General features: G+C 72.1%; 7 protein-coding genes. All 7 read left to right on the top strand.

What is annotated here, in order from left to right:
• Nucleotides 1–893 (top strand): OB-fold nucleic acid binding domain-containing protein (locus C5N14_RS18345; RefSeq protein WP_243639750.1); only part of this gene is annotated, 893 nt, incomplete at its 5' end.
• Nucleotides 894–1010: 117 nt separating this feature from the next.
• Nucleotides 1011–2048 carry an aminotransferase class V-fold PLP-dependent enzyme gene (locus C5N14_RS18340; protein ID WP_117669337.1) on the top strand — a complete coding sequence of 346 codons (1038 nt, stop codon included), beginning with the start codon at nt 1011–1013 and terminating at the stop codon, nt 2046–2048.
• A gap of 298 nt (nt 2049–2346) precedes the next feature.
• Entirely contained in the window at nt 2347–3108 is a 762-nt protein-coding gene (locus C5N14_RS18335; protein ID WP_117669338.1) for an ABC transporter ATP-binding protein, read from the top strand.
• On the top strand, nt 3095–3787 hold the full coding sequence (locus C5N14_RS18330) for an ABC transporter ATP-binding protein (protein ID WP_117669336.1): 693 nt from the start codon (nt 3095–3097) through the stop codon (nt 3785–3787). The genes C5N14_RS18335 and C5N14_RS18330 overlap by 14 nt, the downstream gene beginning before the upstream one ends.
• 43 nt (nt 3788–3830) lie before the next feature.
• Complete coding sequence (locus tag C5N14_RS18325; protein WP_117669335.1) at nt 3831–5084, top strand: ABC transporter substrate-binding protein; 1254 nt, start codon at nt 3831–3833, stop codon at nt 5082–5084.
• A complete protein-coding gene (locus C5N14_RS18320; RefSeq protein WP_117669334.1) occupies nt 5081–5962 on the top strand; it encodes a branched-chain amino acid ABC transporter permease in 882 nt (293 codons plus the stop codon). The genes C5N14_RS18325 and C5N14_RS18320 overlap by 4 nt, the downstream gene beginning before the upstream one ends.
• Nucleotides 5959–6972, top strand: coding sequence for a branched-chain amino acid ABC transporter permease (locus C5N14_RS18315; protein WP_117669333.1), 1014 nt, complete (start codon nt 5959–5961; stop codon nt 6970–6972). The genes C5N14_RS18320 and C5N14_RS18315 overlap by 4 nt, the downstream gene beginning before the upstream one ends.
• The last annotated feature ends 83 nt before the right edge of the window (nt 6973–7055 follow it).

Raw genomic sequence — 7055 nt, 5'->3', positions numbered from 1 at the left:
TCTACGACTTCCTGTCCAAGGTCGACGCGGTGGTCTGCAACAAGAAGACCATCGAATCGCTGATCAAGGCCGGCGCGTTCGACGTCATGGGCCACCCACGAAAGGGACTACTACAGGTCCACGCCGACGCCATCGACGCGTACGCCGACGTCAAGCGCAAGGAGGCCGTCGGCCAGTACGACCTGTTCGGCGCCGGCTTCGGCGACACCGAGAGCGCCGGCAGCACCACGGTCATGCCGACCATCGGCGAGGCCGAGTGGGACAAGCGGGACAAGCTGGCCTTCGAACGCGAGATGCTCGGCCTGTACGTCTCCGACCACCCGCTGTTCGGCCTGGAGCACGTGCTCGGCGCGGCGGCGGACTGCACCATCGCCGCCCTGTCCGAGGAGGGCACCGTCCCCGACGGCGCGGTGGTCACCCTCGCCGGCATCCTCTCCGGCGTGCAACGGCGGGTCACCAAGCAGGGCCGGGCCTGGGCCTCGGCCACCCTGGAGGACCTCGCCGGCGGCGTGGAGGCCCTGTTCTTCCCCAACACCTACGAGGTGATCGGCCAGTACATCGCCGAGGACGCCATCGTGGTGGTCAAGGGGCGGGTCGACCGCCGCGACGACACCCCGCGCATCATGGCGATGGACATGCAACTGCCGGACGTCAGCAGCAACCCGGGCAGCAAACCGGTCACCCTCACCATCCCGGTGCACCGCTGCACCCCACCGCTCGTGGAGCGGCTCAAGGAGACCCTGGTGCTGCACCCCGGCGACACCGAGGTGCACGTCAAACTCCTCAACGGCGGCAAGACCACCACCCTGCGGCTCGGGCCGTTCCGGGTCGCCGCCACCACCGCGCTGATGGGCGACCTGAAGAGCGTCCTCGGCCCGGCCAACGTGAGCTGATCCCCCCGGCCGGCCCCGGCGGCCGGGTGCCGTGCGGGCGACCGGGGCCGAGGGCACCGGCCACCGCCGGTGGATTGGCCCTGCCCCGACCACTGTGGGCGCAATACCGTCGATGGCATGGAGTTGGAACAGGCACGGAACCTGTGGCATCCGGAACCCGGCTGGCTGAACACGGCGACCTACGGGCTGCCGCCCGAGCCGGCCTGGGCGGCGCTCCAGGCGGCGCTGGCCGACTGGCGGGTGGGGCGTACCTCATGGGAGGGCTGGGGCGAGGCGACCGGGCGGTCCCGGGCGGCCTTCGCCGGTCTGGTCGGCGTGCCGGCGGCCGACGTCGCGGTCGGCAGCACGGTCTCCCAGCTACTGGCCCCGGTCGCGGCGTCCCTGCCGGCGGGCGCGACGGTGGTGGTGCCGGAGGTCGAGTTCACCGCCAACCTCTTCCCCTGGCTGGTGCAGGCCGAGCGGGGCGTGAAGGTGCGGACGGTGCCCGCGGCCGGCCTGGTCGACGCGATCGACGCCGACACCGACCTGGTCGCGTTCAGCCTGGTGCAGTCCGCCGACGGCACGATCGCCGACTACGACCGGATCGTAGCCGCCGCCCGGGCGCATGACGCCCTGGTGGCCGTGGACGCCACCCAGGCGTGCGGCTGGCTGCCGTTCGACGCCGGCCGGGCCGACGTGGTCGCGGTCGGGGCGTACAAGTGGCTGATGGCGCCGCGTGGGGCGGCCTTCGGCTACCTCGCGCCCGCGCTGCGCGAGCGGCTGCGCCCCGACGCCGCCGGCTGGTACGCGGCCGAGGACCCGCACACCTCCTTCTACGGGCCGCCGCTGCGGCTGGCCGGCGACGCCCGGCGGTTCGACCACTCCCCGGCGTGGTTCAGCTGGGTCGGCGCCGCCCCCGCCCTGGAGTTGCTCGCCGAGATCGGGTTGCCGGCGGTGCACGAGCACGACGTGGCGCTGGCCAACCGGTTCCGCACCGGGCTGGGCCGGCCGCCCGGCGAGAGCGCGATCGTCACCGTCGAGGTACCGGGGGCGCAGGAGAGGCTGGAGCGGGCCGGGGTGCGGGCGGCGGTACGCGCCGGGCGGGTCCGGGCCTCGTTCCACCTGTACTCCACCGAGGCGGACGTCGACCTGGCCCTGGACGCGCTGACCGGCTGACCGACCCGGGCCGTCCCCTCGCCGGTCGCCGGTCGGCGCCGGGACGGGGGCCGAGGGCCCGCCGCCGGATGCCCGGTGGCGCGGCCACATGCGCCGGACGGTTCCGCGCCCCGACGCACCACTGTCGATCACATCCGCCGCGCCGGTCATGTGGCACGGTTACCCCCGCCGCCCCGTGAATGTGTGATCCATCGACATGGTTCGACCCCTCTTGCGCGCCGTAGGTTTCCTGCACGCGACGGCCCTGTGACTCCGGTCACCGACCCGGCCGTCGCAGGGACCTGCGGAGGGTGTGGCGATGGCCGGGCAAGGTCTGCTGTCGGCTCGCGGGCTGACCCGTGACTTCCGGGGCTTCCGGGCCGTCGACGCCGTCGACCTCGACGTCGCGCCGGACAGCGTGCACGCCCTTGTCGGCCCGAACGGCGCCGGCAAGACCACCCTGTTCAACCTGCTCACCGGCTTCCTGCGCCCCACCGCCGGGCGGATCGAGCTGGCCGGCCGCGACGTCACCGGGCTGCCCCCGGAACGGGTCGCCCGCCTCGGGGTCGCCCGCTCCTTCCAGATCACCAGCCTCTTCCCGCAGCTGTCCGCCCGCGAGCACGTGGAGCTGGCGTTGCAGTCGCCGAGCGGGCTCGGCTGGCGGTTCTGGCGCTCCGCGAAGCTGATGGGCCGCTACCGCGACCGGGCCGACGAACTGCTGACCATGGTCGGCCTCGCCGAGCTGGCCGGGGCCCCCGCCGAGGCACTCGCGTACGGGCGTAAGCGGGCCCTGGAACTGGCCATCGCGCTCGCCCTGGACCCGAAGGTGCTGCTGCTCGACGAGCCGACCGCCGGGATGGGGTTGGAGGACGTCGACCGTACCGTCGAGCTGGTCGCCCGGGTCCGGCAGGGCCGGACCGTGGTGCTGGTCGAGCACAACATGAGCGTCGTCGGGCGGCTCGCCGACACCGTCACCGTCCTACAGGCCGGCCGCATCCTGGTCGAGGGCCCGTACGAGCAGGTCCGCGCCGACGAACGCGTGATCACCGCCTACCTGGGAGCCGCGGATGCTGCGCATTGACAACCTCTCCGCCTGGTATGGACAGGCGCGGGTGCTACGCGAGGTCAGCCTCGACGTCTCCGCCGGGGAGGTGGTCACCCTGGTCGGGCGCAACGGCGCCGGGAAGTCCACCCTGCTGCGCTGCGTGATGGGCCTGCACCCGGGCCGCAGTGGCGTGATAGCCCTCGACGGGCGCGACGTCAGCCGGCTACCGGCGCACCGGCGGGCCCGGCTCGGCCTCGGCTGGGTCCCCGACGACCGGGGCAGCTACGCCACCCTCACCGTCACCGAGAACCTCACCCTGCCGCCCCGGGTCGGCCCCGACCCGTGGCCGCTGGAGCGGGTGTACGAGGCGTTCCCCGCCCTGTACGACCGCCGCGCCTCGGCGGCGACCATGCTCTCCGGCGGCGAGCAGCAGATGCTCGCCCTGGCCCGGGTGCTGCGGATGGGCGCCCGGCTGCTGCTCTGCGACGAGCCCACCGAGGGGCTCTCCCCGCTGCTCGTACGGCAGGTCGCCGACCTGCTGCGCCAGGCCAAGCGGCACGGGGTGACCGTGCTGCTGGTGGAACAGAACCTGCACTTCGCCACCGGCGTCGCCGACCGGCACTACCTGCTGGCCGAGGGACGGATCGCGGAGGCGATGGACAACTCAGAGGTGCGCTCGCGGGAACGCGAGCTGCTGGCGTACCTCGGGATCTGACGTCGACGCTGAGCCGCGCGGCGCGCGGACGAAAGGGACGGACATGCGTAGGAGCGTGGGTGTGGCCGCGGCGTCGGCCGTGGTGGTGCTGCTGGTCGCCGGCTGCGGCGGGGGTGGGCCACAGTCCTCCGGGGGCCAGAAGCTGACCGGCGACAGGATCGTGCTGGGCGTCCTCAACGACCAGTCCGGGGCCTACTCGGAGCTGTCCGGGAAGAACTCGGTCAAGGCCGTGGAGCTGGCCGTCGCCGACTTCAAGGCGAAGTACGGCGACCGGGCCGTGACGAGGAACATCAGTGTGGAGACCGCCGACCACCAGAACAAGCCCGACGTGGCCAACAGCAAGGCCGCCGAGATGTACGACCGCAGGGGTGTGGACCTGATCCTCGACGTGCCCACCTCGTCGGCCGCCCTGAAGGTGGCCGACGTGGCGAAGGAGAAGCGGAAGCTGTACTTCAACATCGGCGCGGCCACCACCGACCTGACCGGCAAGAGCTGCAACAGGTACACGTTCCACTACGCGTACGACACGTACATGCTGGCCAACGGGACCGGGAAGAGCACCACCGAGCAGATCGGGAAGAACTGGTACATCCTCTACCCGAACTATGCGTTCGGCCAGGACATGGAGAAGAGCTTCTCCACCGCGATCACCCAGGCCGGCGGGGCGGTCGTCGGCCGGGACGGCGCGCCGTTCCCGAACACCGCCGGCGACTACTCGACGTACCTGCTCAAGGCGCCGACGCTGAAGCCGAAGCCGGACGTGCTCGGCACCATGCAGGCCGGCGCTGAGCTGGTCAACGTGGTCAAGCAGTACAACGAGTTCAAGCTGCGGGACAAGGGCATCGGCCTCGCGGTGGGCCTGATGTTCATCACCGACATCCACTCCCTCACCCCGGCCGCGCTCGCCGGCACCACCTACACCGACGCGTGGTACTGGAACTTCGACCAGCGCAACCGCGAGTTCGCCGACCGGTTCCGGGCCGAGACCGGCACCCGCCCGTCGTTCGCCCACGCGGCCAACTACTCCGCCGCCTCGCAGTACCTGGAGGCCGTCCAGGCCGCCGGCACCGACGACGCCGACACCGTCGTCGGGGGCCTGGAGGGCAAGACCGTCGACGACGTCTTCCTGCGCAACGGGAAGATCCGCGCCGAGGACCACCGGGTGGTCCACGACGCGTACCTGGCCCAGGTCAAGCCGGCCGCCGAGGTCACCGAGCCGTGGGACTACGTGAAGGTCCTCAAGACCATCCCGGCCGCGGAGGCGTTCCGCGCTCCGTCCCCGGACTGCGCGCTGTGACCGGCTTCCTCCAGAACACCTTCAACGGGCTGGTGAGCGGGGCGTTCTACGCCCTGCTCGCCCTCGGCCTCGCCGTCATCTTCGGCATGCTCCGGGTGGTCAACTTCGCCCACGGCGCGTTCTACATGCTCGGCGCGTTCGGGGCGTACGTGCTGCTCAGCGAGGCCGGGGTGCCGTTCTGGGCGGCCCTGGTGGTCATGCCGGTCGCCCTCGGCCTGCTCGGCATGGCCCTGGAACGGGCGGTCATCCACCGGCTAACCCGGCTCGACCCGCTCTACAACTTCCTGCTCACCTTCGGCCTCACCCTGATCCTCCAGGACCTGGTGAAGAACCGGTACGGCGTGCAGTCCAGCCCGTACGCCACCCCCGCCGAGCTGAGCGGCTCGCTCGACCTCGGGCTGTTCGACTTCCCGACGTACCGGGTGTTCATCCTCGGCTTCACGGTGCTGCTCTGCGTCGCCGTGTGGTGGGTGCTCAGCCGCACCCGGGTCGGCCTGGTGGTCCGGGCCGCCACCGAACGCCCCGAGCTGACCCGTGCCTTCGGCATCGACGTCGGGCGCTGGGTCACCCCCGTCTTCGGCTTCGGCATCGGCCTGGCCGGGCTCGCCGGGGTGCTCGCCGCGCCGATGCGGGCGGTGAACCCGCTGATGGGCGCCGACCTGATCATCGTGGTCTTCGCGGTGGTGGTGATCGGCGGCCTCGGCTCCATCTTCGGCTCGGTCGCCGCCGGGTTCGGCATCGGCCTGGTCCAGGCATGGGGTGAGGCGTACCTGTCCGACTTCCCGATCGTGTCCCAGACTGCCGTGTTCGTCGTGATGGCCGTCGTGCTGCTGTGGCGGCCCGCCGGCCTGTTCGGCAGAGAGGAGGCCCCGGCATGACCAGCGCCGTCGACACCCCCGCCGACGCGGCCCGCCCCACCCCGCCGTCCGCCCTGGCCGCCGTCGCCCGCGCGCCCGGCCGGATCCGGTACGCCCTGCTCGCCGTCGCCGTGGTGGCCGCGCTCTGGCTGCCCAACGGGCTCTACCCGGCGGTCGCCGTCGACATCCTCTGCTGGGCGCTGTTCGCCGTCTCGGTCGACCTGCTGCTCGGCTTCACCGGGCTGATGTCCTTCGGCCACGCCGCCTTCTGGGGCACCTCCGCGTACGTCACCGGGCTGGTCGCCATCCACGCCGGCCTGCCGTTCCCGGTGGCCGTGCTGGTCGGGGCGCTCGCCTCGGCGGCGCTGGCCGTGCCGATCGGCCACCTCGCGGTGAAGCGGACCGGCATCTACTTCGCGATGGTCACCCTGGCCTTCGCCCAGATGGTCTACTACGTGGCCAACGAGTGGCGTTCGGTCACCCGCGGCGAGAACGGCCTCCAGGGCGTGCCCCGCTCGCTGTTCGGCCTCGACCTCACCGACGACTACTACTTCTACTACGCGATCCTGCCGATCGTGGCGTTCGGTCTGGCCGCCGCCTGGCGGATCGTGCACTCGCCGTTCGGCCGGGTGCTGGTCGGCATCCGCGACAACCCGGCCCGGGCCCGCGCGCTCGGCTACCCCGTGCACCGGTACAAGCTGACCGCGTTCGTGCTCTCCGGCTTCCTGGCCGGGCTCGGCGGCGGGCTGTTCGCCCTCGGCCACCGGTTCGTCTCGCTCGACGTGCTGCACTGGACCACCTCCGGCAAGGCGGTGATCGTGGTGGTGCTCGGCGGCATCGGCACGTTGTGGGGCGGGGTGCTCGGCGCGGGAATCGTGGTCCGCCTGGAGGACTGGCTGTCGTTCTCCGGATTCGAGGCGATCGGCCTGGTCACCGGCGGCATCTTCGTACTCGTCGTGCTGCTGTTCCGGCGCGGGATCTGGGGCAGCGCCGCTCTGGTGCTGCGCCGGCTGGCGGCGCGCCGCAGATAGCTCGGCCGGCACCCCGGGTCAACTCGGCACTGCTGGCTGGCCGGGTCCCCGTCGTCGGGGACCCGGCCAGTTGGCTGTTCGGT

It is taken from the genome of Micromonospora sp. MW-13 (assembly GCF_003434305.1).
In the GTDB taxonomy this organism is placed as follows: Bacteria; Actinomycetota; Actinomycetes; order Mycobacteriales; family Micromonosporaceae; genus Micromonospora.
This window is presented reverse-complemented; position numbering and strand designations above follow the sequence as displayed.